Origin of the sequence: Solitalea koreensis, assembly GCF_900182575.1 — a bacterium.
Classification (GTDB): domain Bacteria; phylum Bacteroidota; class Bacteroidia; order Sphingobacteriales; family Sphingobacteriaceae; genus Solitalea; species Solitalea koreensis.
In genome coordinates, this window is sequence record NZ_FXSZ01000019.1 from 1 (window position 1) to 2,394 (window position 2,394).

1 protein-coding gene is annotated in these 2,394 nt (G+C 38.8%); it reads left to right on the forward strand.

Annotation, left to right across the window (positions count from 1 at the left end; translation table 11 throughout):
• Positions 1-841: 841 nt before the first annotated feature.
• Positions 842-2,394, forward strand: a 1,553-nt coding sequence (locus FN756_RS14545) for a hypothetical protein (RefSeq protein WP_185955308.1), incomplete at its 3' end; no start/stop codon positions are given.

A 2,394-nucleotide genomic window follows, 5' to 3' on the forward strand; every position in this document is an offset into this window, starting at 1 on the left:
AAATCAGGTTGGCATCGCGGTTCCAGCAGGAATTCCAACGGATTTAAATGCTAAACTTCCAGATGCGCTAGCACCATTGCCATCGCGATAATCGGAGTGACATCAAAAGCGCTAAACTTGTACGCAACTAACAATACTATTTCAGGTAATACTTTTGGTGTTGCAGTTCAAACAGTGAATCCAGGTCCAGCTACCATGTAATAGTAATTTAAGCATAGGGCTTTAAAATAAAAAAGTGCCCGGTCCGTAAACGGATCGGGCACTTTTTTATTTATACCGGAATAAGCCAGCCGGAATTGAAGTTCTCAACAGAAAGAATGGTCAGTAAAAATCATGTACTTCTATAATCCATTTTTGACTACTAATGTTACAAATTTCAATCCTACTACAGCATCTCAATTTCAAATTGCTTGAAAATAAGGTTTGTTACAATACTTTTTTTAGCCAAATAAGCAAATAGCTATTTTTTTAACATGAATAATTTAAATGTAAAATATTCATTACAGATAGGTTTGTGAAATGAGAAACAGTATTATTTAACCCAGAAACAAATTCAGCTTTCCTTTCACTTAAAAAAAATAAATATTCAAATTTTTTGCAACCTTCTGATAATCAGGTTCGTACAAAGCTGTGTGAAATGAATAATGGAGTATGTGAAGTGGATTGATAGGAATCAAAAAATCCCAAACCCAATCAGTAACTAATTACTGATCGAATTCTCCCGAAAATTTTAGCAAATAAAAAACGCCTGTCATTGAAATGATAAGGCTAGTATTTTAACGTTTCTTTTTTTAACTAAAAAGAATGTAATTAATCTAATTTTTAAATTAATCCTGTATTGATGAACTCTAAAATCAAAAAATTAACTACAGAGAATAGTAAAGTTTTGGCGATGGCCTTTGCGGCGATTATCGCCGGATCAAGTACCATTACCTCATGTAAGAAAGATGAGGGCATTGTTCCTACAGAGCAATCTACTTATGCAATGCAAACTGATGTACAATCTTTAGTTGCATCGGCTGATTCAAATATGGTAGCTGCAACAGCAGCAGCAGCAACTTCCGTTGATTTAAGAATCGACCTTGGATCTACTGCTAGTTCTGGCAACTACAATAAAGCAAGTATTGGCGTATCATCACCAGTAGCGCTTAAAGATTTTGTTACCGGCGCCACCACAGGAGTTAAACTGGCAACTACTGCAGCTTTCAAAGGTGCTTACGACAACTCTACTACTTATCCTTCAACGCTGGGTATTCCTCAAGCTGTAGCTTCAGATTTGTATTACAATGGATCGGGTGCTACCTCAGCTTTGGAACTTTCAGGCTTAAACACTGCAACAGCTTATGACTTAAGCTTCTTTGCATCAAGAATGGATTACAAAGGTTCATTAGAGACTCAGTACAAAGTTATTGGCGCTACTACTCAAACCGTAGTGTTAGAAGCAGCAAACAATACTTCTAAAACGGTTTCAGTTCAAGGTATTAAGCCAAATTCTGCTGGTAAAATCATTATTCAAGTTTCAAAAGGTTCTAAAAACAGCAATTCGTCTGGTAACTACTGGTTAAACTATGTAAGAGTAACGGGTACCTCGTCTACTGTTACTGAACCAGCTCCAACTCCAATTCCTCCAACAACGGAAGTTTCAGGAACGGATTTAAGAATCGACCTAGGGACTACTGCTAGTACTGGCAATTACAATAATGCAAGTATTGGTGTATCATCACCGGTTGCACTTAAAGATTTTGTTACCGGAGCAACCACCGGTGTTAAAATTGCAACTACTGCAGCTTTCAAAGGTGCTTACAACAACACTATTACGTATCCTTCAGCGCTGGGTATTCCTCAAGCTGTAGCTTCAGATTTGTATTACAATGGATCAGGTGCTACTTCAGCGTTGGAACTTTCTGGCCTAAACACTGCAACAGCGTATAATTTGAGCTTCTTTGCATCAAGAATGGATTACAGTGGTTCGTTAGAAACCCAATTCAAAGTAATTGGTGCTACTACTCAAACAGTTGTGTTAGAAGCTGCCAACAATACTTCTAAACTTGTTACCGTTTCAGGTATTAAGCCAAATTCTTCCGGTAAAATCCTTATTCAGGTTTCAAAGGGGCCTAAAAATAGTAATTCATCTGGTAACTACTGGTTGAACTATCTAAGAGTAACAAGTGCTTCGTCAACCACAACGCCGCCGCCAACTACGACGACTCCGCCGCCAACTACGACGACTCCGCCGCCAACTACGACGACTCCGCCGCCAACTACGACAACGCCGCCGCCGACTACGACAACGCCGCCGCCAACTGCTAATTACACTGTTTCTAATTACACTGATCTTGTCGCTGCTCTTAGTAAAGCAACCTCGGGTCAAGTGGTATATATTACGGATAATGT